Raw genomic sequence first — 24852 nt, forward strand, 5'->3', positions numbered from 1 at the left:
CCATTGTGGAAATGCCGTCCAGTGACATGCTGGACGGCATTTTTTTCAGGAGGGGACGGTGTGGCGAGCTCAGAGTGGTTCGTGACGGATATAGACTTCGGCGCGCCCTGACAGGTTCTTGGCCAATTCCTGGAGGAAGCTTTGGGTCGGGGCGGGCTTGTCAAAGCCGGTCATCATCAGCGCGGCCGCCAGACCCAGTGGCAGCAACAGATGGCGCAGGGGCGGTGCCGACTCGCGTAACGACAAGCCGAAAGCCCAGGCTGCGCCGGCACCGACCAGCAGTCCGAGCAAGACCTCGGACTCCGAGTGAACCTTGATCATCAGACGTGACGTGCCTACTGCCGTCACTACCAGTGCAGTCAAGGCCAGTACCAGCAGCCGGCGGCCGCGGCTGCATTGCTGGGTCAGCAGCAGGGCCAGCGAGAGATAGAGCGCGCTGGAGGAGGCCGTATGACCACTGAAGCCGGTGAAGTTCAGCATGGGTAGGCTGATATCCCAACCCATAAACAAGAGCTTGCTGATCACCACGATCAGCATTGCCATGCCGAAGGCGCCAAGCCAAGCGAACATAGGTCGCCACATGCGGTTGATGGCCAGCCAGAGTGCCAGGATGCAGGCGCCGGGAATGGTGATGGTGCTGTCGCCGAGGAAGGTGATTGTATGCCAGTTCATGAAGGACTTTGATGGACGCGGGTGTTGCCGAGGAATATTAGCGGCTTGTGGGGTACGCGGAAAGCGCTGGGACTCTTGCTTAAGGATAAACGTTCAGTTTTTGTTGCATCGCGATATAAATAGTTGGTGAGTTGAAGAGCATTTGTTGCAGAAATGGTAATTTTCCGTTTTTCCTACAAAGCCTTGCTGGATTGTCTGATTGTCCCGACTGTAGGGGTGTGTATCCTTATCGCCTGGTTTTCTGCGTGGCAATTTTCTACATAAATTTTTGCCTAAATTTCAAAAATGATGCATGATTACTTTTAATTTTTTCTGTGTTGCAGCGCAGCAATTCAGTCGCAAAATATTGCCATTGTTTTAAAAGTAAAATTACAAAAGAAAGGGCGCTGATTCGTGAAATCACGGCAGTTTCGCAATAACAGCAAGCGCAGGACTCGCGTGCGCATGTGCGCTCTGTTGGTGTCCATGACTTGCCCTTTCGCTTATGCGGCAGACCCCGGTCAGGTGGTGGTCCCGTATGTGCAGTACACGTATTTGCATGACGATAACCTGTTGCGTTTGAGCGGTCCCGATGCGGCACAGACAGCCTTCGGCTCGCCTCGGCTATCGGATAACGTGCAGAGCAAGCAGGGTGGTTTGCGCATCGACAAGACGTTGAGTCGCCAGCACATCTTGCTGGATGCGAGTGCCACCAAGAATACCTTTGATCATTTCAGTCAGTTCGACAACGACGGGCGAGATCTGAAGGCTGACTGGGGTTGGGTACTGGGAGAGCATGTTTCCGGCAATCTCGGTTATGTGTACTCGCGTTCGCTCACGCCATTCCAGAATTTTCGAGTGTTGCAGGCAAATATCCGAACCATGGATACCAAATACCTCAATGTAGCGTGGCAACTGCACCCGGATTGGGCGGTGCATGTGCAGGCGTCGAAATTTGGTCTGGCCTACGATCTGCTGAGCCAGCAATCCAACAACTTTACCCAGAACATTGCCGAATTCGGCGTCGATTACACCCCGCGCAGCGGAAGTACCGCCGGCCTGCAGGTGCGTAGGACGACTGGTCGCTATCCTTTTGACTCCGTCATTGGGACCGGAACTGTCAACAACTCGTTTGTCCAGGAAGATTACAAGGCAAAGATCGTTTGGCTCTATAGCGACAAGACCAAGCTGCAATTCCTGGGCGGCGTTACCCAGCGCGAACGTGATGCTGCTGCGCCTGGTTCCGGCTATCGTGGCTTGAATGCCCGCCTGATTGGCGACTGGGCGGCTACCGCCAAGACCGGGTTCACGGCCAACCTGTGGCGGGAAATCGGCGGCGTGAATGATATCGATGCGAACTTTGCATTGACTACCGGTGCCAGCCTGGTGGCGAGCTATCAGCCCACTGCGAAGTTGCGTTTCGATGGTCTGGTCGATTACGAGCACCGCAACTACAACGGTGCTTCCATCGTGACCGGCGTGACGCCCTCCACGCGTCGTGACAATTATGAGAAGGCGACCCTGAGCTTGACCTATTCGCCCACGACCTCGTTGTCCCTGATGCTGGCGGTCTATCGTGAAAACCTGAAATCCAACATCAACAGCTTCGGCTATCTGTCCAACGGCATCTCCCTGACTTCGCGCTATGAATTCTGAGGCCCCAAAAATGAGCGACCTGCATGATGGCTTGCCGGTAGGTAACGTCAAGCCCAATACCATTACGATGGTATTCAAGCGCTTCGTTGAGCCGGCGCTGATCGTGGCTTACCTGTGGGTGCTGGTGCGTCTGAGCCATCACATCTTCAACGGCGATTATTGGGTGCTTGCCATCATGGCGTTCTTCCTGTCTTCGTATTTCTTTACCGAATTCCATGAGCGCCGCCTGCGTCGTAATCCCCGTGGTCCTTCTTCTTTCGCGCCGGTGTTGGACTGGCTGGCGGTGGCGGCGGTATTGGTGGTGGTGGCCTACATCTGCGAGTTCTATCAGAACCTGTCGATGCGTGCGATCTTCTTCTGGGTGGTCAGCACACCGATCGGCCTGATCATCTCCCAGCATGTGCAATCGCGTGTCATGCGCGACCTGCATACCAAGGGCGAAGTGAGCAAGGCCATCATCATCGGTGTCAATCCAGCCGCGCTGAAACTGGCCGATCGTATGGAAAAGTATCCCTCACTGATGATCAAGCTGATGGGTTTTTTCGATGACCGTGAATTGAATCGTCAACCGCCCGGCACCTACACGCCGCTGCACGGCAAGATGAGCGATGTGGCGGCCTACGTGCGTCAGAACAACATCAACATGGTCTACATCAGTATGCCGATCTCGGCCCAGCCGCGCGTGCTGCAGATGATCGACGAACTGCAGGACACCACTGCCTCGATCTACTTCATCCCTGACATCTACATCTTCAACCTGATCCAGGCACGCTTCGACTATGTGGGTGGTATGGCTGTGATGGCCATCTGCGAAACGCCTTTTACCGGCACCAACAATATCGTCAAGCGCTTGAGCGACCTGGTCCTGGCCTCCGGCATTCTGCTCATGCTGTTGCCGGTGATGGTGGTTATCGCCATCTGCGTCAAGCTCACCTCGCCTGGTCCCATCATCTTCAAACAGCGCCGCTACGGCCTGGATGGCGAAGAGATCGTGGTCTACAAATTCCGCTCCATGACGGTCATGGAAGATGGCGGCAAGGTCACCCAGGCTACCAAGGGCGATATGCGTTTGACCAAGATCGGCGGTTTTTTGCGCTCCAGTTCGTTGGATGAATTGCCGCAGTTCTTCAACGTGCTGCAGGGTCGCATGAGCATCGTCGGCCCGCGACCACACGCGGTGGCCCACAACGAGCTCTATCGCAAGCAGATCAAGGGTTACATGCTGCGTCACAAGGTCAAGCCGGGCATTACCGGTTGGGCTCAGGTCAATGGCCTGCGCGGCGAGACCGAGACGCTGGACAAGATGAAAGCCCGTATCGAATTCGACCTGGAGTACCTGCGCCGCTGGTCTCTGGTGTTCGATCTGTGGATTATCTTCCAGACGGTGCGCATGGTGATCAAGCGGGACAACGCTTACTGATGGGCCGGGCCTCTTCGCGGGGGAGGGGGCAATAGGAGTCTAGGAGTCGGCCGCATTGGCTGGCGCAAGTGATAGTAGAAAAATAGAGAGCTTGATCAAATGAAAATCGGCAAGGCAACAGGAACAACCTATAACAAGCTGACAGTCAAGGCGCTGGTCTCGGCCATGCTCTTGATTGGCCTGGTCGCCTGCGGCGAGAAGAAGTCGGCATCCTCTTCCAGCCAGGTGGTGGCCAATGTCGATGGGCAGGAAATCACCATCCACCAGGTCAACAACGAACTGGCCAAGACCGGTGGGACGGAGGTGACCAAGCAATTGCTTGATGGGCTGGTGGCACGGCAATTGCTGGTCAATGCCGCCAAGAAGGACAAGCTTGATGCCGACCCGGCCGTGCTGGCCGACATGGAGCGCGCCCGCAACCTGGTACTGGCTCAGAGCTATGTGGCCAGCAAGCTCAAGGCGCCCACGCGTCCGCTGGACCAGGAAGTGGAAGATCTGTATCGCAAGAATCCGGACTGGTTTGCCCAGCGCAAGCAATATGAATTTGCGCAGCTGATCATCGCCGGCTCGAACCTGACGCCTGAACTCAATGCGCTCATGGATCAGCCTGGCAAGCGCCTCGATGACGTCGCCGCCTGGCTTGATGCACACCATGTCCAGTTCACGCGTCAGCAGGTCATCAAGACCACGGCCGACTTGCCGCCGCAGATGAACGCCAGCTTGAAGAACATGGAGCGCGGCTCCTTGTTCGTGGTGATCGAAGGTCCCACGGCAATCCTCACGTCGGTGCAGGACGTCAAGAGTACGCCGCTATCGTTGGCGGTGGCCACGCCTCAGATCGTGCAATACCTGGTCACGCAAAAGCAGAATCAGGCTTCCGAACAATTGGTAGAGAACCTCCGCAAGGATGCCAAGATTGAATACTCGGACCAGGCCAAGTCGTTCAAGGATATGAACGCACAGGCTGCCAAGGCCAATCCGAATGCAGGGGCTGCGGGTGCCACCGGCAAGGATCCCGAGAAGGTGAAGAATGACGCGATTTCGCGTGGTGTGGCCGGTTTCAAGTAAGCAAGTGTTGATCAATATCCGGGCGTCTCACGCCTGAATCAAGAACCTGATGTACTGCGGAGTAATGACAATGATGAGAAAAGTGGTGTTCCTGTTGGTCGGCCTGATGCTCGCCAGTTGGAGTTTGTTCGCCCAGGCCGATGATATCCTGCTGGGTGCGGGCGACGTGATTCGCGTCAAGGTCTATGGCAGTGATGACCTTAGCCTGGAAACCCGCATCAGCGAAGCCGGCGTGATCAGCTATCCGCTGGTGGGTGAAGTCAAGATCGGTGGCCTGTCCACCGCGCAGGCCGAGAGCAAGATTGCCGGTCTGCTCAAGAAGGGCGGCTACCTGCTCAATCCCCAGGTCAACATCCTGGTGACCGTTCCACAGAGCCAGATGGTGTCGGTGCTGGGCCAGGTAACCAAGCCGGGCCGCTATTCGCTCGATGGTCGGCGCAACGTGGCTGACGTCATTGCACTGGCCGGGGGAGTCACGCCGGATGGCGGCGATGTCGTCACCATCATCCGCAACGATGGCAAGGGCGGCGTCTCCAAGCAACTGGTCGATATCTATGCCATCACCCATAGTGGCGACACCACTTCGCTGCCTGAAGTGGGCGCCAACGACGTGGTGTATGTGGAGCGCGCGTTGCGCTTCTATATCTACGGTGAAGTGCAACGGCCGGGCGTCTATAAGCTGGAGCGGGGCACTACGGTGCTGCAGGCGCTTTCCGTGGGCGGTGGTCTGACCCAGCGCGGCACCGAGCGTGGTCTGGTGGTCAAGCGCCGCGATGCCGATGGCAACATGCAGGAAATCCCGGTCAAGAAGGAAGACTTGCTGCAGGCTGATGACACCGTCTATGTCAAGGAAAGCTGGTTCTGACCCGGATGGTCCGCAGCAGGCAGCAGTGGTTTCTCTTTTAGCTATTGAAATACGCCAACCAGGAGGCGTGACTCCATGAATCTCTCTCAATTTATTCTGATCCTTCAGGCACATCGCAAGATCATCTTGCTCATTCTCTCGGTGACCGTAATCGTGGCACTGGCGGTGAGCTTGGCATTGCCCAAGCAATATAGGGCTACCTCGTCGGTGGTGCTCAACTACAAGGCGTCCGATCCGGTGACCGGCCTGGTCGTATCGCCCCAGGCATTGCCTGGTTTCATGCCGACCCAGGTGGCCATCATCAATAGCCCCTCGGTGGCGCTGGCCGTGGTGGATAGCCTGAAGCTGGCCGATCAGCAGGAGGTCAAGGACGCCTACAACGCCGACAAGCACGGCGACCTGGACATCCGTAACTGGCTGGCTGGTCTGCTGCTCAAAAAGCTCGATGCCGTGGCCTCCAAGGAAAGTAGCGTCATCGACATCACCTTCCGCGCCGAAGACCCACAATTCGCCGCCCTGGTCGCCAATGCCTTCGCTGCGGCCTACCAGAATGTGAGTATGCAGCTCAAGCTCGATCCGACCCGCAAGGCTTCCTCCTATTTCAACGACCAGATCAAGGTGCTGCGTGATGCTTATGAGCAGGCTCAGGTCAAGCTGTCCAAGTACCAGGAAGAGCATGGCATCACCAACATCGACAATCGCACAGATGTCGAGACCAATCGCCTCAACGATCTGTCCACCCAGTTGGTGATGGCCCAGGCTGCCTTGTCGGAAGCCCAGTCGCGTCGTCGCCAGGCTGCCGGTGGTGGTGCCGTCGACTCGCCCGACGTCAATGCCAATGCGCTGATCCAGACCCTCAAATCCAACTTGGCAGCTTCTGAAGCGCGCTTCGAACAGGCTTCCAAGCGCCTGGGTGTAAACCACCCGGACTACCAGGCTGCCAAGGCCGAGCGCGATGGCCTGCAGGCCCAGTTGGCGGCGGCGACCAACGCGATTTCGGCCTCGGTGGGCAGCAATGCCACCATCCTGGCCAAGCGTGAATCAGAGATTCGCGCCGAGTTCGAAGCGCAAAAGCGCAAGGTTCTGGAAATGAACCGTACTCGCGATGAACTGGCTGTGTTGAGCCGTGAACTCGAAAGCGCCCAGCGCGCCTATGAGCTGACCTCGCAGCGCTTTGCCCAGACCAGCCTGGAAGGCCAGTCCAATCAGTCCGATATCTCGCTGCTCTCGGCAGCCGTGCCGCCGCCAGGTCCTTCCAGCCCGCGCATTGTGCTCAACCTGATCCTGGCCGTGTTCGTCGGCTCGATCCTGGGGGTGATGGCCGCCCTGGGTCTGGAGTTGACCAACCGCCGTGTGCGTTCCGAGCACGATCTGGTCGAAGAACTGGGCTTGCCGGTGCTGGGTGCTATTACCCGTCCACCTGCCGCAGCTCGCCGTCGCTTCGGTTTCGGCCGTTCCAAGCCGGCGTGATGGGATGGCGAGCCATCTCCTTCGTCAATAAAAACATCAATCTCCGGGAATAACATGACTACTGCAACGTTGACCTTTACTGAAGGCGCATCTCTGCCGAACCGTTCCATCGGTGCGATCCTGGTTGATAGCGGCAAGCTTTCCCCCGAGAACGCGGAACGCATCCTGCGTCTGCAGCGCGAGCGCGGTCTGCGTTTTGGCGACGCGGCGATCCAGTTGGGATTGCTGACCCAATCGGACATCGATCAGGCACTCTCGCGCCAGTTCGACTATCCTTACCTGCTCAAGGGGGAAAGCAAGGTCAGCGAAAAAGTGGTGGCTGCCTACAACCCCTTCAGCAAGCAGGTCGAGGCGCTGCGGGCATTGCGTAGCCAATTGATGGTGCGCTGGTTCGACGTGGACGGCAAGCACAAGTCGCTGTCCATCGTCAGCCCCGAGAGCGGGGAAGGGCGTAGCTTCATCGCTTCCAACCTGGCGGTGGTGTTCTCGCAGTTGGGTGAACGTACCTTGCTGATCGACGCCGACATGCGCCATCCATGCCAGCACGAGCTGTTCGGCCTGGACAATCGCAATGGCCTGTCGGGCGTGATCGCCGGTCGTTGCTCCGTGGCCGATGCTTTGCAACGGGTGCCCGCTTTGCTTGACCTGTCGGTGCTGCCAGCTGGCCCGACCCCGCCCAACCCGCAGGAACTGCTGGGACGTCCCAACTTCACCCAGATGCTGGCCGACCTGGTCCAGGACTTCGACGTGATCCTGGTCGACACGCCCTCCGGTGCACAGTACGCCGACGGCAACATGGTCTCGGCCCGTACCGGCGCCAGCCTGGTGGTGGTGCGCACCCATGTCACGCATATCTCGGCAGTGCGCGCCTTGACCGACAAACTCACTAGTGCTCATGTGGCTGTGGTGGGCAGTGTGGTCAACGAATTCTGAGGACTACTGGTCCATCCTGGCCCCTACGAAACATACCGATGACTGCCGACACCATCCGCCCGATACCCCAACCACGCTTCTCTGGAGTGCCTTGGCTGATCGTCGCGGCAGGACTGGGCGTGATGTATATCCCCAGTTTCATCGACCTGTTCCACGGGGTATGGGGGACCGAACGTAATGCCCATGGCCCCATCGTGCTGGCGGTGGCCTGCTGCTACCTGTTCGTACGCGTGCGGCAGTTGCTCGAAGAAGGTCTGGTCGAACGTCAGCCGGCACCAATCGCAGCTTTGGTGGTCCTGTTGCTGGGTTTGCTGTGCTTCGTGTTGGGACGTTCGCAGACGGTGCTGTTTCTGGAAGCGGGCTCACTCATTCCGATGCTCATGGCCATCGTGCTGTTCCAGTTCGGTGTGCGCACTTGCCGTCGTCTGTGGTTTGCCTTCTTCTTCATGCTGTTCATGGTGCCCTTGCCGGCATCGGTGGTGGACCTGCTGACTCAACCGCTGAAGATCGGCGTGTCCTATGCCTCCGAACAGGTGCTGCATCTGCTTGGCTATCCGATTGCGCGCAGTGGTGTGATCCTCTACATCGGGCCATATCAGTTGCTGGTGGCCGATGCCTGTGCCGGTCTCAATTCGCTCTTTACTCTGGAAGCACTGGGCTTGCTGTACATGAATCTGGTGCGCCATCAGTCCTTGTTGCGCAATGTATTGCTGGCGATCCTGATCGTGCCGATTTCCTTCACTGCCAATACAGTGCGTGTGATGGTACTGGCGCTGATCACCTTCTACATGGGCGATGCGGCAGGGCAGGGCTTCTTGCATGGTTTCGCCGGGATGCTGCTGTTCCTGGTGGCACTTGGATTGATCATTGCATTGGATGGCCTGCTGCGCTGGATTGCGGTGCGCCATGCTGGCTGGCAGGGACGTGCGGTGCCGCTGCCCGTGCAGCGCAAACGTGTGGCCAGCACCGAGAGTGCGCGCGAGAAGTTCGTCATGAATATCCGGCTGGCAGTGCCGATGGCAGTGGCCATGGCCTTATCGGTAGCAGTGGCAGGCATGTTGGTGCCGCACGACCCCCAGGTACTGAAGGATGGCAAGTTCTCCTCCATCGTGCCGACCCAATTCGGCGACTGGCGCGAAGTGCCTTCGCCCTTCCTGCAAGTGGATGTGGGTCTGGACGATGGCACGGGGCGTAATGCCGAACAGCCTTATGACGATGTGCTGGGACGGACCTATGTGAACAGCCGTGGTCAGATGGTGATGCTGGCGCTGGCGTATGCCAAGGAGCAGACCCAGGATGTGAAGATTCATTTGCCCGAGGTGTGCTATGTGGCACAGGGATTCAAGCTCAGTGATGAGCAGCGGGTGGCCCTGTCTGTTGGACCGAGCGACACGCCGGTCATGGGTTCGCGTTTTATCGCCAGCCACTCCAATCGGCTTGAAGCGGTAAGTTATTGGGTGCGTATCGGTGATGGCTTCCCCAACGGCGGTCTGGCCGCGCGCTGGAAGATATTCAAGGATGGCATGGGCGGCCGGATTTCCGATGGCATCCTGGTGCGTGCCTCCAGTCTCATGCCTGACCTGAGCAATGAGGCAGATGCCTTCGCCCTGCAGCAAGGATTCCTGAAGGATCTGGCTGACGCCATGCGGACTGGTCACCCCGGGTTGCTGGTGCCGGCCTGAGGTGGCGATGGCGACCTCCCGTTCGCTCATGCGACTGTTTGAACGCTGAAAGTTGCGGTCCCCACGGACCGAGGAAAAATGATGAGAAGAACCAACCTGCCATCTTCACAGATCGTGTTTGTGCTCATCGCCTGCGTCATCGCGGCGATGGCCGGCTTGGTGCTGCCGGTGTTGGCCGGTATGCTCGATGGCAGTCTTGCCAAGCTGGCTGCGGTGCCCGTGTTGCTGATCCTGGGTGGCCTGTTCCTGTTCAATAAACGCCTGCTGCTGCTGTGCGTGCTGCTCTTGCGCGCTTCCGGGGATATCGTCCTGGAGTCCACCCGGGTGGGTTCGGGCGGTGGCTTTTCGTTGGGTCTGGGCGGTGCCATCAATGCCCTGATCATTCTGATCGCCTTTCTCTTCATCGTCGAGAAGCCCCAGCTCTTGCCGCGCAAGGCTTGGGTGCCCTGGTTCATCCTGCTGGCCATCGCCGTGATCGGTATGGTCGTCTCGCCCGACAAGGGCGCGGCGCTCAAGATCGTCCTGGGCCTGTGTTCTTATTTTGCGGTCTTCGTCTGCGCCTTTTACGTGGTGCGCACGCCGGAGGAATTCCGTTCCATGATCCTGCTGATCCTGGCTTCCTCCCTGATCCCGACCGTCTATGGTTTCGTCAGCACTGCCCTCAATGCACGCGGCGGCCTCAGTGGCTTCCGTCTGCAAGGGACCTTTGGGCATCCGAATATTTTTGCCTTCTATCTGACGCTGGTCATCGTTCTGGGGCTGTATGTCATCAAGAGCACGCAATTCAAGCTGGATCAGTTCAAGCGCTTCGCGCTGGGGGGATATCTGGGCCTGTTGTTCCTGCTCTTGTTACTGACCCAGACCCGCAGTGCCTGGGTCGCGTGTTTCCTGATCTTCCTGCTGTACGGGGTGAAGTTCGAGCGGCGCTACCTGGCCTACATGCTGATCCTGGGGACGCTGGCACTGCTGGTACCCAGTGTGCAGGAGCGTATCCTGCAGCTCGATAGCGGTAACACCGTGACCACCTATGCCAAGCTGAACTCCTTTGCCTGGCGGACCTATCTGTGGCATTCCGGCCTGAACTGGATGAGTCCTTCGCATTATCTGTATGGATATGGCGTGGAAGCCTTTCCCTTCTATTCGCCCATCTTCTTCCCGCTGGCCGGTGGGGTGAATTGGGGTGCGCATAGTGTGTTCGTTCAGTGGTTCTTCGACACCGGCCTCATCGGTGTGGTGGCTTATCTGGCCATCTTCTACCAGGTCATGCGTGTCTTGATCCGGTATCAGAAACAGGACCGCCTGGGCGGCATCATTCTCATCTGCACGCTCATCGAATATCTGGTCGTCTCGGCCTCGGACAACATGCTGGCCTATCTGGCGTTCAACTGGTACTTCTGGCTGGTGATGGGCATGGGCTGGTCGGTCTATGCCAACAGTGAACAAGGCAGGCTGGAAGCTGCCGGAAAAAAGAATCGGCGTCTGGAACAGGCGTCTGTCCCTCACTCGAAGCCGGCCTGACGCAGCGGTTTCGGGATCGCTCCATCTCGTTCTTCCGGCCAGCCAGGCTGGGGAGTGCATTCGCCATCAACGCAGCCATGACAAAAAAGATCGCCTATTTCATCAATCAGTATCCCAAGGTCAGCCACAGCTTCATTCGGCGTGAAATCGCCGCCGTGGAAGCCCAGGGTTTTGCCATCGACCGCATTGCCTTGCGCGGTTGGGATGCCGAGGTCGTCGATGCAGACGATAGGGCCGAGCGCGACCGCACGCGCTACATCCTCAAGGGCGGTATCGGGGGCTTGCTGGCACCCATGCTGCGCCAGATGATGGCCCATCCCAAGGGTTTTTTCTCGGCACTGGGACTGGCACTGAAGATGGCGCGCCGTGGCGAGCGTGGTCTGATCTATCACCTGGTGTACCTGTTGGAAGCGGCGCAAGTCGTGGAGTGGACCAAGGCTTTTGGGGCCACGCATATTCATGCGCATTTCGGCACCAACTCCACCGAGATCGTCATGCTGGCGCATTGTCTGGGTGGGCCGACCTACAGTTTCACGGTGCATGGCCCCGAAGAGTTCGACAAGCCGCTGGCATTGGGGCTGGATGAGAAAATTCGCCGCTCCGCATTCACGGTGGCCATCACGTCGTTTTGCCAGAGTCAGCTTTATCGCTGGGTAGAGCAGAGCGTTTGGCCCAAGGTAGCCATTGTCCACTGCGGCCTGGATCGGGCGTTCTATTCGGATGCCCCGGTGCAGCCGCAGGCCGCTGCGCGACTGGTGTGCGTGGGCCGCCTGTGCGAACAGAAAGGGCAGTTGCTGCTGGTGGAGGCGGCCGCAGCATTGGCCAAGAAAGGCATTCGTTTCGAGCTGGTGCTGGCCGGTGATGGTGAAATGCGTCTGCAGATCGAGCAGCGCATCCATCATTACGGGCTGCAGAATCAGATTCGCATCACCGGCTGGATCAGCAGCGTCCAGGTGCGTGAAGAATTGTTGGCGGCGCGCGCCATGGTCCTGCCCAGTTTTGCAGAAGGCTTGCCAGTGGTGATCATGGAAGCCATGGCCTTGCGCCGTCCTGTCTTGACCACTTACATCGCCGGCATCCCCGAGCTGGTGCTCGATGGCGAGAATGGTTGGCTGTTTCCTGCGGGAGATGTCAGACGTCTGGTCGATGCCATGGAGTCTTGTCTGCAGGCTTCTCCCGAGCAACTGCAGCGTATGGGTGAAGCGGCTCATGCGCGCGCCGTGGTACGCCACTCCATCGATACAGAGGCAGCCAAGCTGGCCCAGCTCTTCACCAATCCAGCACAAGCCGATATGGCCCAGCCGGGAGCTGCGGCATGAGCATGGTCCACACCAAGCACCAGGACATTGCCTCGCTCGATGGCTGGCGCGCTGTCGCCATCCTGATCGTGGCCACCAGTCACGCGGGCCTGGGCAAGTGGGTGCCGGGTGGGCTGGGAGTGACGATCTTCTTCTTCCTGAGTGGCTACCTCATCACCACCTTGCTGCTGCGCGAGTTCGCCGCCACTGGCACCCTCAATATCAAGCATTTCTATCTGCGCCGGCTGCTGCGCCTGACGCCTCCCTTGTTGCTGGTGCTGGTGCTGACCTATGTGCTGACCCATTTGGGGATATTCAAAGGCTACGCCACCTGGACGGGTTTCTTTGCGCAACTGTTTTATTTCGCCAATTACTATGGGCTCTTCTTTGATGCTGCCCATACGGTGCCGCAGGGCACGGGTGTGTTTTGGTCGCTGGCGGTGGAAGAGCATTTCTATTTCTTCTTCCCGGCCTTGCTCTTGCTCATGCTGCGTGGTGCGCAATTGCGCCGTCTTCCTCTGTACCTGGGTCTGGCGTGCGTGCTGTTGCTGGCGTGGCGCTGCTATCTGGTCATGGGCGTAGGCGTGGTCACCGAGCGCACTTACTACGCTACCGATACCCGCATCGACTCCATGCTCTATGGCTGCATTCTGGCCACCACTGCCTTGTCGCCCGACTGGCAGCGCAGCTTGCAAAGACCGCTGCTGCGCACGTTGGCCATCCTGGCGGGGGTGATCCTGTTGCTAGCCACCCTGGTGGTGCGCAGCGAGGTCTTCCGTGAGACCGTGCGTTATTCCTTGCAGGGGATCGCGCTTATTCCCTTGTTCTACTACTCGGTCTGCAATCCCGAGATCTGGCCGTTTCGCTGGCTCAACCAGGGCTGGGTACGGCGCATCGGCATTTATTCCTATTCGATCTACCTGGCGCACTACGTCATGCTCAATAACGTCGACTGGGTCTCGCCCTATGTGCCGCTCAATGTCCTGGTGGCACTGGCTATTGCATGGTTGTTTGCCGTACTGGTGGATCGCTTCGTCGACACGCCGCTGCGCGTAGTCAGAGCACGACTCCGTTAACCCGTCGCCGCTTCGAAAAGCCCACACATGGTCACACTGCACAAAAATCCTGCCCTCGATAGCAGCGCGCAAGCGGCGCCGCCGGCTGCCCTGGACACTACTGGGCACGCCGTGCCGCAACTGCATCCGAAATATCGCCCGGACATCGATGGACTACGCGCCATCGCCGTCGCCTCGGTGGTGATCTTCCACGCCTTTCCTGAATGGTTCAAGGGAGGCTTCATTGGTGTCGATATCTTCTTCGTCATCTCCGGTTTCCTGATCTCGCTGATCATCTTCAACAACCTGGAGCATGACAGGTTCAGCATCCTCGATTTCTACGTGCGTCGCGTCAAGCGCATCTTCCCGGCGCTGATGACGGTGATGATAGTGTGCGCGGTAGCTGGCGCCGCCATCCTCTTCGCCGATGAATATCGGCAGTTGGGCAAGCACCTGCTGGGCGGTTCTACCTTCATTTCCAACATCTTGTTCTGGCGTGAGAGCGGTTACTTCGACAACTCCGCCGAAACCAAGCCCTTGCTGCATCTGTGGAGCCTGGCCATCGAGGAGCAGTTCTATCTGTTCTGGCCATTGCTGCTGGCCTTGGTCTGGAAGCGCAAGTGGGGTTTTCTGCGCATTATCGCGGTGATCGCGCTGGCATCCTTTGCAGTCAACCTCTACCTGGTCGGAAATGATCAGACGGCGGCCTTCTACTCGCCCTTCGCGCGTTTCTGGGAATTGATGGTCGGTGGCACACTGGGCTACATCAGCCTGCATCGGGCCGACCTGAACGCGCGTTTCAAGAACCTGCAGTCATGGCTCGGGGTACTGTTGCTGGCTATCGGTTTCGTACTATTGAATGGCACACGCAGTTTCCCTGGCTGGTGGGCACTGTTGCCTTGCATTGGCGCTTTCCTGCTGCTCTCTGCCGGTCCGGCAGCATGGTTCAACAGCAAGGTGCTGGCCAGTAAACCCATGGTGTGGATCGGCCTGATCAGCTATCCCCTCTATCTCTGGCACTGGCCGTTACTGGCCTTCGCCACCATCATCGCCGGGCAGACTGCACCGCAGGAGTGGCGTTTGCTGGCAGTGGTCGCTGCCGTGCTGCTGGCCTGGGGCACCTTCCTTTTCATCGAGCGCCCGTTGCGCCATGCTGGTAGCGTCAAGATCGTCCTGGTGCTGGTAGCGCTCAATATCGTGGTCGGTGCGGCCGGCATGGTGATCTATCGTAACGGCGGCTTCCCGCAACGGGCCATCAACCAGAAACTCGATTACCTGGCGCGTAGCGACGTCTTCGAAGGCTCGCGTAATTCCGATGGCAGTTGTGCGCGCTTAAATCATTTGACGGAAGTCAGCGAGGAAGTCTGTCTCTCCAATTCGGCGCAGCCTCAGGTGCTGTTCGTGGGCGACAGTCACGTGATGGCCTTGCATTCGGCCATCTTCAGTCGTCAACTGGCGTTGCCGTCCATCATGGTGGCTGGCCACGCCTGTCGGGTCTATCCCAATCTGCCTTACGAACCGGCCAATGTGCGACGCTGGTCCAACAACTGCACCGAGATTGCCCAGCAAGCTATCGCCGTGGGGCAGAAATTCCCCTCAATCCAGACGGTGGTGATCAGCGGGGCTTATCCGCGCGGCAATCTGGATACGCCTTCCCAATACAAGGTCAACGGCTCCTCCTTGAGCGAGCGCGAGGCCTTCATGTCGGGATATGGCGCCCTGATCGAAAGCTTCATCGCGCAAGGCAAGCGCGTGGTGTTCATGGCCGACGTGCCTTACCTGAAGCTGGATCCGCATTCCTGTGTCAGTCGTTTCGGCGATGCGCCGACCCGTGAATGTGCCTTTACCCAGGCCGAGCACGAGCGTATCCGCAAGGCTTACGACGCAGCCGTTGATGAGTTGCGCCAGTTGCATCCCAAGGCCACCGTATTTGATCCGGTGTCGCTGTTCTGCGCACAAGGCAAGTGCCAGGCCAAGATCGATGGCGCTTATCTGTACAACGATGATCAGCACATCAGCTTGGCCGCCTCGAAATATCTGCTGCAGTCGATGCAGCGTGATGGCTTGCTGCCGGCGAGCTCGTCGCCATGAAAAAAGCCGCCGTCAATGACGGCGGCTGCAGGGTTGCGGCAGGGTGCGTCAGTCAGCCTTGAGTAGTTGGCCACCCACGGCAGAGCTGTTGCCTACGCCGCTTTGAGCGTACAGCACGAGGCGCGGCGAATTGGCGTTCCAGGTGAAGGTCTTGCTTTCGCCATCGGCCAGGTAGCCGCTGTCGAAGACAACTTTGCCGACCAGTTGGTCATAGACGCTCATGCGCAGTTTGCCGCCATTGGTGGTGCGTGCGGTCAGTTTGTAGGAAGCACCCATGACCGGTTTGGCCCAGGTCACGGCATTCATGCCGCGATTGCTGTAATTGACCACTTCCGACATGGAACTGGTGGCCGGGAAGACCACGGCCTGGTCCCAGGAGCTGTACTTGCCCAGGGTGCTACCGGATTGTTGGGTCCAGTTGCCGCGCATGGAAAGCAGGTTCAGGTTCTGGTTAGGCGTGAAGGTCTTGCCATTGCCGTCGATCCAGGACTGGGCGCTGACCACGCGCCGCAGTGCGGCCCGGATCGATTGCATTTCGCTGGCCACGGTGTTGTTCCAGCCGCTGGGGGAAGGATTGGCGTCCGAGCCGATTTCGGCGTAGATGACGAAGGGCGTGCCGATGTTGGCATCGACAATATAGGCCCCGTAGCGCTTCAAGGTCTCGGCGATGCGGCGCACTTCGGCATTGGTGAGCTTGCTGGTGTCGAAGTCGGGTGGCAGCATCACCAGACTGCCTTCGGGTATGCCCCCCTTGTTGCGGGTGGCCGCTTCGGTGTCGGCCGAGGTGGCAGGGAAGACGTAGGCTGGCTTGGGACTCAGACCGGAATAGGTCAAGGACATGGCCAGAGCGTGTGGGTAGTACTGCGGCTTTTGCGCAGCCTCGTGGATGCGGATGATGCCTGCTGCTGCGGGCACGCCGGTGGCTCTGGCACCTTGGTAGTAATGGCCAGGATCGGGCCAGCCGCGGCCGTCGATTTTGGTCCAGGCGTACATGGCGGCAGTCCACTGAGTGCCTTCTTGCTTGAGCTTGAAGAACGAGTGGACGATCCCGGTGGTCGGGTCGACGATATCGGCATGTCCATCGGTGCCGGGCGCCGCGCGTGCTGCTGCGGGCCAGTGCGGAATGGTGATGTCGTGGTAGTTTTCATCGTCGGTGTGGAACAGTCCCTTGCTGCCGGTCAGACCAGTCACGGTGACGGGCGGATCATTCGGCGAGGCCAGGAAGATACCGGTGGAATAGGTATTGGTGGTCACCGTCGGGAAGTAGGCGTCGGTCGGAATCACGAAGGTATCGAAGACCGGATTGACGGGACGGCTGTTCCAGAGCGAGTCAGCGGCGAAGGGCTTGAGGTAGGTTCCCCATTCCTGCGCCCAGACCGGCGCGGTCGAGATGAGGGCGGTCAATCCCAGAGCCAAATGAAGTCGTCGTAGTGTTGTGCGTGGCCGATGCATGGGCAGCTCCTGTGTGTGTGTGGATTAGCGATGATCTGGGCAGTTGGATTAAGTTCGATGGATCGCCAAAAATGTAAGTAATTTCTTTGAGCACCCGAAAAGTATATCCAGCATTGCAACTCAGCATTGTTAAAAGATACAAAGTGAGATGTTTTTTCTGTCGCAAAAGATGAATCATCATTCATTCTCCTGACGAGAATATTACTGACGCAATGCAGCAAATCTGCCTGCGACTGCCGCATAATAGAGTGGCCGCACCCGAACTTTTGGTAATAGGCGGGGCAGGAAGAACAATGAATAAAAAGACGGCCTATCACTGGCATGTTGTGCTGGAAAGCAAGATGGGCCATGCGTTCAGATTGCATCAAGGCAATTATAAATGCGAGTACTTTGAATTTCAGCGTGCTCGATGCTTACATGGATTGGAACCTCGATGATCATGGTACTGCTGCAGACGATGTTGTTGCTGATCTTAGCTTTGCTGGCCGTGCCCGTGCTGGTACTGCTGGTGCAGGTGCTGTCTGCCCGCTGGGTCGCGCCATGTGCTGTGGCGATGAGCGCGGCGCGCCCGCGTATTGCGGTCCTGGTGCCGGCGCACAATGAAGCTGGGGGCATTGGCGAGGTCGTGGCCGGCATCGTGGCCCAGTTGGGCCAGGCCGACCGGGTATTGGTGGTGGCCGACAATTGCGGCGATGAGACGGCGCCCATTGCGCGGGCCGCTGGCGCAGAAGTGACCGAACGTTCCCATGCGGAGTTGCGTGGCAAGGGTTACGCGCTGGATCACGGGATCAAGCACCTGGCGGCAGATGCCCCCGAGGTGGTCATCATCGTCGATGCCGACTGCTATCTCGCCGAGCAGGCCCTGGAAAAGCTGGCGCGCGCTTGCGTTCAAAGCGGCCGACCGGTGCAGGCGCTGTACTTGATGCACGCTCCCGAAGGTGGTGGCCCGATGCGCAAGATCGCTGAGTTCGCCTGGCTGGTGAAAAACCTGGTGCGCCCGTTGGGGTTCCAGAAGCTGGGTCAGCCTTGTCAATTGATGGGCACCGGCATGGCCTTTACCTGGCCCCAGATCAGCCAGGCCGACCTGGCCACCGGACACATCGTGGAAGACATGAAACTGGGTGTGGATCTGGCCGAGGCCGGCCAGCCCCCATTGTTCTGCCCAGAGGCGGTGGTCTACAGCTATTTCCCCTCCAGCGACAGTGGCGTGAGCACCCAGCGTACCCGCTGGGAGCATGGTCATCTCAGCGTCATCCAGACCTATGTGCCGCGCCTGCTGGGAGGGGCGTTTAAGCGCGGCAATGGTGCCCTGGCGGCACTGGCCTTGGATCTGAGCGTGCCGCCTCTGGCCTTGCTGGTCATGCTGGTGGTGGCTGCCTGGTGCGGCAACCTTCTCATCTGGCTGGTGCTGGGATTGAGCTGGCCCTTGCTGGTGTCAAGCTTGCTGCTGCTCGCCATCGGTGCGTCGGTACTGCTGGCATGGGGCGGCTATGGTCGCAAGGTCATCAGTCTGGCTGAGCTGCTCGGCGCGTTCGGTTATATGGCACGCAAGCTGCCCTTGTATTTCAAATTCCTGTTCAATCGCCAAGTGGCGTGGGTGAGGTCAAAACGTGATTCGGAATAACGCTTACCAGATCCCATCGGAGGTTGTGGCACAGGTGCAAGACATCTCTTCGCCTGTCGCGGCCGTGCCGATACCTGACTTCAATCGCGAGGTCTTCGCTATTCTCGGCTTGCCGTTTGATCGGGTGAGTCTGCAGGATGCCGTGCGCATCACCGGCACCGCAGTGGAGCGGCGGCAGCGCTGCTTTCTCTCCACCCCCAACCTGAATTTCGCCATTGCCTGCCTGGAGGATCCGCAGTTCAGGCTCTCCGTGATCCAGAGTGACCTGTCCATCGCCGATGGGATGCCGCTGATCTGGATTGCACGCGCCATTGGCTTGCCCATCAATGAGCGCGTGGCTGGTTCTTCGCTGTTCCAGGCCTTGCGACTGGCCACGCTGCCGGCCGGTGCGAAGCCGATGCGGGTGTATTTTTTCGGCGGCCCTCCCGGTGTGGCGCAAGCCGCCAGTGAGAAGCTCAATGCCAGTGCCTCGGGGATGACGGCGGTAGGCTTCGATAGCCCCGGCTTTGGCAGCATCGAACAAATGAGCGACGCCGCCAGCATCGAACGCATCAATGCCAGCGGCGCCGATTTCCTGGTGGTCGCGCTGGGTGCCAAGAAGGGACAGGCCTGGATCCAGCACAATCTGTCGCGCTTGCGGGTGCCGCTCATCAGTCACCTGGGCGCTGTGGTCAACTTCGTGGCCGGTACTGTGTCGCGCGCACCGACATGGGCGCAGAAGAGCGGCTTGGAATGGCTGTGGCGGATCAAGGAAGAGCCCAAGTTATGGCGTCGCTATTGGGATGATGGCATCGGCCTGCTCAGCTTGCTGTTGCAGCGTGTCATTCCCCTGGCGCTGGCCGCGCGCCGCTCGGCCCCTGGGCCAGCGCAGTTCGATGGTGCGCTCCTGCAACTGCAGGAGGAGGACGGAAATTGCATACTGAAGCTCTCGGGAGCGCTGGGGCAGCCCAATATCCAGCGTTTGCGCACGCTGTTGCCAGCAGCAGCAAGCGCGGCGCATCCACTGGTATTGGATTGCACTGGACTGGAGTATCTCGATAGTGCCGCCCTGGCGTCGCTGATGCTGTTGTATGGGGCCTGCCATGCCTCTGGGCGATCGTGGACCATGCGAGGTGTTTCGCAATCGTTGCGTCACCAGCTGGAGTCGCATTGCGCACAGTATTTGCTTGCGTCCTCGACCTGAGCAGGATAGTCCACACAACGAGCAATTTTGAATCACATCCGACGATAGAAGAGGCGTTCATGAAAGCAATGATTCTGGCAGCGGGCAAGGGAACCCGCGTTCGTCCCCTGACCTATGCGCTGCCCAAGCCGATGATTCCGATCCTGGGCAAGCCGGTGATGGAATACCTCATCGAACACCTGGTGAAGTTCGGCATCCAGGACATCATGGTCAACGTCAGCTATCTGCATGACCGCATCGAAAACTACTTCGGCGAAGGCCAGCGTTTCGGTGCGCGCATTGGGTACTCCTTCGAAGGTTATGTGGATGACGATGGCCAGGTCTTCCCCAACCCCATCGGTTCGGCTGGCGGCATGAAGAAGATTCAGGAATTCGGCGGCTTCTTTGATGAAACCACGCTGGTCATCTGTGGCGATGCCCTGATCGACCTGGACCTCCATTCGGCACTGTTCGAACACCGCCGCAAGGGCGCGCTGGTAAGCGTGATCACCAAGGAAGTGCCGATGGAACAGGTCTCCAGCTACGGTATCGTGGTGGCCGAGCCGGATGGCAAGGTCAAGTCCTTCCAGGAAAAACCCAAGCAGGAAGAGGCCCTGTCCAACTTGGCCAGCACCGGGATCTACATCATGGAGCCGGCCGCACTGGAACTGATCCCCAAGGACAAGTTCTTCGACATCGGTGCGGACCTGTTCCCGCTGTTGGTGGAAAAACAATTGCCGTTCTATGCCCAGAAGCGCTTCTTCAACTGGATCGATATCGGCAACGTGACCGACTTCTGGTCGGTGCTGCAAAGCGTATTGAAGGGCGAAGTGGCGCAGATGTATGTGCCAGGCACCCAGGTCCAGGAGGGCGTGTGGGTGGGCTTGAATACCCGTATCGAATGGGAAGGGACTACCATTGAGGGACCTGTCTACATCGGTGCCGGTTCTCATGTGGAAGCTGGCTCCACCATCATCGGCCCGGCCTGGATCGGGCATGGCAGCCACATCTGCAGTGGCGCAAAAGTGATCCGCAGTGTCTTGTTCGAGTATACTCGCGTGGCTTCCGGGACCGTCTTTGAAAATAGCGTGGTCTATGGGGCCTACAGCGTCACCCACGATGGCGCAATGAAACATACGTCCGATCAACCGGACGAGCAATGGAATGATGCACGGGACCGTCGTTTAAAACCGCGCAGTGCAATTCAGGAAACCAGGAGTGCTTAATGTCTAATACCAAAATCTATCCCGTCATCTTGTCCGGTGGTTCGGGCACCCGCCTCTGGCCGCTGTCGCGCGCCGCCTATCCCAAGCAATTCCTGCCGCTGGTGAGCGAACAGACCATGCTGCAGGAAACCGTGGCCCGCGTCGGTTCTTGGCCCGAAGTGCAGGCGCCGCTGATCGTGTGTGGCAATGAGCATCGCTTCATGATTGCCGAGCAACTGCGCGAGATCGGCGTGCGCCCATTGGGGATCATGCTTGAACCACAGGGCCGCAACACGGCCCCGGCCGTGGCTGCTGCCGCCTTGCACCTGCAACGTCTGGACCCGGAAGCGCTCATGCTGGTGCTGCCGGCCGACCACGTCATCACCGACGTGCTGGCCTTCCATGAAGCCGTGCGTCGCGCCCTGGTGTCGGTGCAGCAAGGGGCACTGGCGACCTTCGGCATCGAACCGACCCAGCCTGAAACCGGTTATGGCTACATTCTGCGCGGCGCCGCCCATGGCACCGACAGCGGCAACTTCCTGGTTGAGCGCTTCGTCGAGAAGCCGGATCTGGCTACCGCTACCGGCTTCCTGCAACAGGGCGGTTATTATTGGAACAGCGGCATGTTCCTCTTCAAGGCAAGAGACTATCTGGCCGAGCTGGAAGTGCATCGCCCGCTCATCGGCGCTGCCGTCAAGGAAGCCGTGGCCAAGGCCTATAACGACCTGGATTTCTGCCGTCTGGATGAAACCTCATTTGTGGCTTCACCGTCTGAATCCATCGACTACGCCGTCATGGAAAATACCGCGCGTGCCGTAGTGGTGCCGGCCAGCATCGGCTGGAGCGATGTCGGTTCCTGGAGCGCCTTGCATGAAGTGCTGCCGGCCGATGCCGAGGGCAACGTGGTGCGCGGTGACGTTCATCTGAACCAGGTCAAAAATACCCTGGTCCGCGCCGAAAGCCGCATGGTCGCCGTGTTGGGCGTGGAAGACCTGGTGGTGGTGGAAACCGATGACGTCGTGCTGGTGGCTCACCGCGACAAGGTGCAGGAAGTGAAAGCCTTCGTCGACAAGCTCAAGAATACCCAGCGTACCGAACACGTGCATCACAAGCGCGTCTTCCGTCCCTGGGGTAGCTACGAAAGCGTGGATGCGGGCGAGCGCTTCCAGGTCAAGCGCATCATCGTCAAGCCGGGTGAGAAGCTGTCGCTGCAGATGCATTACCACCGTGCCGAGCACTGGGTGGTGGTCAGCGGATCGGCCCTGGTCACGCGCGGCGAGGAAGTGACCCTGCTGAGCGAAAACGAATCGATCTACCTGCCCATCGGCGTGACCCATCGCCTGGAAAATCCGGGCAAGTTGCCGCTGCACCTCATCGAGGTGCAATCGGGCAGCTATCTGGGCGAGGATGACATCGTGCGCTTCGAGGACGTCTACAAGCGCGCCTGAAGCAGCAGAGCCAATGAAAAAGGAGAGCAGCTCGCTCTCCTTTTTTGTTGCCCAGCTCTGGTTACTTCAGCCGTTGGCGAGTACCTCGCGCGATGTACCGCCATCGCTGCCGATGGCTTGCGGGCTGCGCGCATACAGGGCCAGCAAACGCTCGGCCAGCGCCGGTCCGGCTTGGACACACGCCGGGTATTTCCACGTGCCCTTGACGAAGAGCGTCAAATCCAGCGCTGCCAGGAAGCGATCGATACGCGCCGACATCATCTCATCCACGCCCGCGGCTGCCTGCTGTACGGTGCTATCGAGCTGTGCCAGATCCTTGACCACGAAGGCGATCTCCGGCTTGGAATAGAAGGATTCACCCAATACTACGGTGGGCTTCTTGCGACGCACTGCTTGCAGGCCGACCGAAGAGTTGATCACGAAGACCATGGTGGCGCGGTCCAGCAAAAGCTCGATGTCGAACTTGCGCAGCCAGATCACATCGGGATACTTCTGACGCAACTGGCTGTAGTCATAGCGCCCCAGGTCTTCCGGATGTTCCTTGACGATGATGGGGTAGTCCGGTCCGCAGTTGCGGCGGATGGCGGCGTGTACCGTCTCGAAGAATTCTTCCACCGAATGCACCAGCCTGGAATTGAGCAGCACCTGGGTATCGTCATGCACCTGCAGCGGTACGAAGGCAAACTGTTCTGGCAGCGTGAGCTGGTCGTTGGCAATGGCGGCCCGTTCGCGCTTGATCTTCCAGGTCTTGATGCGGCTGGATCCACGTTGCTCGGGATATTGAGTGTAATAGGCCAGGTTGGTGCGATGAGCCAGTGCGATGGCCGCCAATTGCGTGCGGGTGAGCGCACGGATTTCGCAGGTTGGTGCGGCTATCTCGGCCGTCGTTGTCGACAGCTGTGCCTGGGCCAGGGCGAGCACGGCATCGTAATCCAGGTCTGCCAGGGTGGCCGAGGCATTGACTCCGGCCAGGTCAGCTTGCAAGGTGTTGGCGAAGTAGCCGTTTTCCAGGTAGACCACTGGAATGTTCTGGCGCTGGCACAGCACGCGGATGACTTGGCCGATGTGGTCCTGGCCATTCCAGACGACGAACAGTGCGGGCTGTTGCTCTTCCAGGAAGCGCTGTACATAGCGCGCCACCGTATTGACGCGGTCATGCCACTCGGTCAGGCTGCCGCCATGCTTCATTTGCATGAAGTTGACCATCTCTTGCACGGTATCCTGCGGGAACAGGATCTCCTGCGCCTGGGCAGCCCCATCCAGGGTTTCCAGGTTGCGCGGATAGAGCTGGTCGGTGTTCTTGCCCAGCAGCTTGTGATCGTGGGGCAGGAAGTTCAGGTAGCGCACCTGATGGCCTTGGCGCTCCAGGCTCTTGCCGGTGCTGAGCATGAGCGGCACGAACATGTCGGCCAGGACGAAGATGGCAATTTTCATGGGGAGCTCGCTTAGTAATACTTGGAATGGATGTCGGGCTTCTTGAAGCGCGCCTTGAACAGTCCCAGTGCTACCTTGAATCTGTGGCTGGCCTTGGCGATGTCGCCCTTGACACCGATTGACCAGACCGATTTCAGCAACCAGGTCAGGATACTCGCCAGGCCCATGCGACGGGCATCGACGAAGGTAGCCAGGGCCATTTCTTCATTGTATTTTTTCTTGTAGCTGAAGTTCTTGTTCAGGTAGTCGATCAGGGCCGTCTCGACAATGGTGAGTCCGCCGGCCTTGACGGCCAGGAAGCGCTTGGTCCACTCCTGGTCTTCCGAGGCGAAGACTTCTTCGCGGAAGGGTAGCTCACGCAGTAGCGCAGTCGGTGCGAAGCTGCAGGAGTTGGTCAGGCCGTTGACGCCGGTAAAGCTGGCAGGCCCTACCTGCCTCACCAGCCAGGCTTGCGATTTGTTGGAAATGAGCGAGCCGACTTGGTCTCCCTTGCTGGCGAGCTCCTGGAAGAAGCGTTCCATCACATCGGTCTGGCGCAGCACCACATGAGAAGAAATGATCAACACATTGGGCAGAGTGGCCGCCTGCACACCGAGATTGATCGAACGTGAATAGTTGAAAGGCTGACCGGATACGTCGAGCCAGACATCCACCATGCCCCGCAGGGCTGCGGCCTGGTCGGCATCGGAGCCGCTGTCCACGGCCATGATGGCCGTGGGCGGGCAACTCTGGCTGCGCAGCGACTGGATGACTTCCTGTGCCAGCGGCAGGCTGTTGAACGTGCGGATCAGGGCAAGATATTCCATGATTTTCTGTCGCT

Annotated in this window: 19 protein-coding genes; 15 read left to right on the forward strand and 4 right to left on the reverse strand. The window is 58.9% G+C overall.

Going from position 1 to position 24852, the window contains the following annotated elements; all coding sequences use genetic code 11:
- Positions 1–69: 69 nt before the first annotated feature.
- Entirely contained in the window at positions 70–672 is a 603-nt protein-coding gene (locus RC54_RS09745) for a phosphatase PAP2 family protein (protein WP_061788793.1), read from the reverse strand.
- 393 nt (positions 673–1065) lie between these two features.
- Between RC54_RS09745 and epsL the strand changes: the two genes are divergently transcribed.
- The 11 genes from epsL to RC54_RS09800 all read left to right on the forward strand — a co-directional run bounded on the left by epsL (position 1066) and on the right by RC54_RS09800 (position 15707).
- Positions 1066–2307, forward strand: coding sequence for an XrtB/PEP-CTERM-associated polysaccharide biosynthesis outer membrane protein EpsL (gene epsL / locus RC54_RS09750; RefSeq protein ID WP_244216465.1), 1242 nt, complete (start codon positions 1066–1068; stop codon positions 2305–2307).
- A gap of 10 nt (positions 2308–2317) precedes the next feature.
- Positions 2318–3727 (forward strand): undecaprenyl-phosphate glucose phosphotransferase, encoded by a 1410-nt coding sequence (locus RC54_RS09755; RefSeq protein WP_061788795.1) that lies wholly within the window; start codon positions 2318–2320, stop codon positions 3725–3727.
- A gap of 99 nt (positions 3728–3826) precedes the next feature.
- Positions 3827–4795, forward strand: coding sequence for an EpsD family peptidyl-prolyl cis-trans isomerase (locus RC54_RS09760; protein ID WP_058895178.1), 969 nt, complete (start codon positions 3827–3829; stop codon positions 4793–4795).
- A gap of 70 nt (positions 4796–4865) precedes the next feature.
- Entirely contained in the window at positions 4866–5660 is a 795-nt protein-coding gene (epsE, locus tag RC54_RS09765) for a polysaccharide export protein EpsE (protein ID WP_017450885.1), read from the forward strand.
- 75 nt (positions 5661–5735) lie between these two features.
- Positions 5736–7130, forward strand: coding sequence for a chain length determinant protein EpsF (gene epsF, locus RC54_RS09770; RefSeq protein WP_058895179.1), 1395 nt, complete (start codon positions 5736–5738; stop codon positions 7128–7130).
- 54 nt (positions 7131–7184) lie between these two features.
- Entirely contained in the window at positions 7185–8063 is an 879-nt protein-coding gene (epsG, locus tag RC54_RS09775) for a chain length determinant protein tyrosine kinase EpsG (protein ID WP_058895180.1), read from the forward strand.
- A gap of 38 nt (positions 8064–8101) precedes the next feature.
- A complete protein-coding gene (gene xrtB, locus RC54_RS09780; RefSeq protein WP_058895181.1) occupies positions 8102–9745 on the forward strand; it encodes an exosortase B in 1644 nt (547 codons plus the stop codon).
- 78 nt (positions 9746–9823) lie between these two features.
- The gene (locus RC54_RS09785) at positions 9824–11263 is read left to right on the forward strand and encodes an O-antigen ligase family protein (RefSeq protein ID WP_237741805.1); all 1440 of its coding nucleotides are present in this window, start codon (positions 9824–9826) and stop codon (positions 11261–11263) included.
- Between the two features lie 77 nt (positions 11264–11340).
- Entirely contained in the window at positions 11341–12582 is a 1242-nt protein-coding gene (locus RC54_RS09790) for a glycosyltransferase (RefSeq protein WP_058895182.1), read from the forward strand.
- Complete coding sequence (locus RC54_RS09795) at positions 12579–13637, forward strand: acyltransferase family protein (protein WP_061788796.1); 1059 nt, start codon at positions 12579–12581, stop codon at positions 13635–13637. The genes RC54_RS09790 and RC54_RS09795 overlap by 4 nt, the downstream gene beginning before the upstream one ends.
- Before the next feature lie 27 nt (positions 13638–13664).
- The gene (locus RC54_RS09800; protein WP_058895184.1) at positions 13665–15707 is read left to right on the forward strand and encodes an acyltransferase family protein; all 2043 of its coding nucleotides are present in this window, start codon (positions 13665–13667) and stop codon (positions 15705–15707) included.
- A gap of 48 nt (positions 15708–15755) precedes the next feature.
- On the opposite strand, the gene RC54_RS09805 is transcribed toward RC54_RS09800, so the two are convergent.
- Positions 15756–17111, reverse strand: a complete 1356-nt coding sequence (locus tag RC54_RS09805) for a hypothetical protein (protein ID WP_061788797.1) — start codon at positions 17109–17111, stop codon at positions 15756–15758.
- Between the two features lie 481 nt (positions 17112–17592).
- Between RC54_RS09805 and RC54_RS09810 the strand changes: the two genes are divergently transcribed.
- The 4 genes from RC54_RS09810 (at position 17593) to RC54_RS09825 (ending at position 22598) form a co-directional block, all read left to right on the forward strand.
- Complete coding sequence (locus RC54_RS09810) at positions 17593–18783, forward strand: glycosyltransferase family 2 protein (RefSeq protein ID WP_058895186.1); 1191 nt, start codon at positions 17593–17595, stop codon at positions 18781–18783.
- 34 nt (positions 18784–18817) lie between these two features.
- Entirely contained in the window at positions 18818–19966 is a 1149-nt protein-coding gene (locus RC54_RS09815; RefSeq protein ID WP_058897535.1) for a WecB/TagA/CpsF family glycosyltransferase, read from the forward strand.
- Between the two features lie 68 nt (positions 19967–20034).
- Positions 20035–21171: a nucleotidyltransferase family protein gene (locus RC54_RS09820; RefSeq protein WP_017450896.1), complete on the forward strand. Its 1137-nt coding sequence runs from the start codon at positions 20035–20037 to the stop codon at positions 21169–21171.
- Positions 21171–22598, forward strand: coding sequence for a mannose-1-phosphate guanylyltransferase/mannose-6-phosphate isomerase (locus tag RC54_RS09825; RefSeq protein WP_058895187.1), 1428 nt, complete (start codon positions 21171–21173; stop codon positions 22596–22598). Before RC54_RS09820 ends, RC54_RS09825 begins: the two co-directional genes overlap by 1 nt.
- Before the next feature lie 66 nt (positions 22599–22664).
- Here the strand turns inward: RC54_RS09825 and RC54_RS09830 are convergent, their stop codons facing one another.
- The gene (locus RC54_RS09830; protein ID WP_061788798.1) at positions 22665–24032 is read right to left on the reverse strand and encodes a capsular polysaccharide export protein, LipB/KpsS family; all 1368 of its coding nucleotides are present in this window, start codon (positions 24030–24032) and stop codon (positions 22665–22667) included.
- Between the two features lie 11 nt (positions 24033–24043).
- Positions 24044–24838 (reverse strand): glycosyltransferase family 2 protein, encoded by a 795-nt coding sequence (locus RC54_RS09835; protein WP_061788799.1) that lies wholly within the window; start codon positions 24836–24838, stop codon positions 24044–24046.
- Positions 24839–24852: the final 14 nt, after the last annotated feature.

Origin of the sequence: Herbaspirillum rubrisubalbicans, assembly GCF_003719195.1 — a bacterium.
GTDB lineage: Bacteria > Pseudomonadota > Gammaproteobacteria > Burkholderiales > Burkholderiaceae_D > Herbaspirillum > Herbaspirillum rubrisubalbicans.

What these genes read in the sequence shown, in the direction of transcription:
- RC54_RS09745 (WP_061788793.1), bottom strand. Translation starts at nt 672, where the DNA reads ATGAACTGGCATACAATCACCTTCCTCGGCGACAGCACCATCACCATT.
- RC54_RS09755 (WP_061788795.1), top strand. Translation starts at nt 2,318, where the DNA reads ATGAGCGACCTGCATGATGGCTTGCCGGTAGGTAACGTCAAGCCCAAT.
- RC54_RS09760 (WP_058895178.1), top strand. Translation starts at nt 3,827, where the DNA reads ATGAAAATCGGCAAGGCAACAGGAACAACCTATAACAAGCTGACAGTC.
- epsE (WP_017450885.1), top strand. Translation starts at nt 4,866, where the DNA reads ATGATGAGAAAAGTGGTGTTCCTGTTGGTCGGCCTGATGCTCGCCAGT.
- epsF (WP_058895179.1), top strand. Translation starts at nt 5,736, where the DNA reads ATGAATCTCTCTCAATTTATTCTGATCCTTCAGGCACATCGCAAGATC.
- epsG (WP_058895180.1), top strand. Translation starts at nt 7,185, where the DNA reads ATGACTACTGCAACGTTGACCTTTACTGAAGGCGCATCTCTGCCGAAC.
- xrtB (WP_058895181.1), top strand. Translation starts at nt 8,102, where the DNA reads ATGACTGCCGACACCATCCGCCCGATACCCCAACCACGCTTCTCTGGA.
- RC54_RS09785 (WP_237741805.1), top strand. Translation starts at nt 9,824, where the DNA reads ATGATGAGAAGAACCAACCTGCCATCTTCACAGATCGTGTTTGTGCTC.
- RC54_RS09790 (WP_058895182.1), top strand. Translation starts at nt 11,341, where the DNA reads ATGACAAAAAAGATCGCCTATTTCATCAATCAGTATCCCAAGGTCAGC.
- RC54_RS09795 (WP_061788796.1), top strand. Translation starts at nt 12,579, where the DNA reads ATGAGCATGGTCCACACCAAGCACCAGGACATTGCCTCGCTCGATGGC.
- RC54_RS09800 (WP_058895184.1), top strand. Translation starts at nt 13,665, where the DNA reads ATGGTCACACTGCACAAAAATCCTGCCCTCGATAGCAGCGCGCAAGCG.
- RC54_RS09810 (WP_058895186.1), top strand. Translation starts at nt 17,593, where the DNA reads ATGATCATGGTACTGCTGCAGACGATGTTGTTGCTGATCTTAGCTTTG.
- RC54_RS09820 (WP_017450896.1), top strand. Translation starts at nt 20,035, where the DNA reads ATGATTCTGGCAGCGGGCAAGGGAACCCGCGTTCGTCCCCTGACCTAT.
- RC54_RS09825 (WP_058895187.1), top strand. Translation starts at nt 21,171, where the DNA reads ATGTCTAATACCAAAATCTATCCCGTCATCTTGTCCGGTGGTTCGGGC.
- RC54_RS09830 (WP_061788798.1), bottom strand. Translation starts at nt 24,032, where the DNA reads ATGAAAATTGCCATCTTCGTCCTGGCCGACATGTTCGTGCCGCTCATG.
- RC54_RS09835 (WP_061788799.1), bottom strand. Translation starts at nt 24,838, where the DNA reads ATGGAATATCTTGCCCTGATCCGCACGTTCAACAGCCTGCCGCTGGCA.